At 66.2% G+C, this 216-nt stretch carries 1 pseudogene; it reads left to right on the top strand.

From position 1 onward, the window contains the following. Nucleotides 1–216: pseudogene (locus tag AMS65_RS19750) on the top strand (tryptophan synthase subunit beta); the annotation flags it as partial.

The following is a 216-nucleotide window of genomic DNA, read 5'->3' as shown; positions in this document are numbered from 1 at the left end:
CGATCTCGATGTGCACGTGCGGTCGCTCGCTGAAGGAGGCCGTCGACTCGGCATTCGGCGTCTACGCGGCATCTCCCGACGAGTACTTCTTCGCCATCGGCTCCGTGGTCGGGCCGCATCCTTACCCCTCGATGGTGCGCGACTTCCAGTCGGTCGTGGGCCGCGAAGCCCGCGCACAGATTCTCGAAGCCGAGGGCAAGCTGCCCGATGTGCTGG

Source organism: Leucobacter celer subsp. astrifaciens, from assembly GCF_001273835.1.
Lineage (GTDB): Bacteria > Actinomycetota > Actinomycetes > Actinomycetales > Microbacteriaceae > Leucobacter > Leucobacter celer.
The sequence above is the reverse complement of the archived record's forward strand: the minus strand, read 5'-3'. Positions and strand labels throughout refer to the sequence as shown.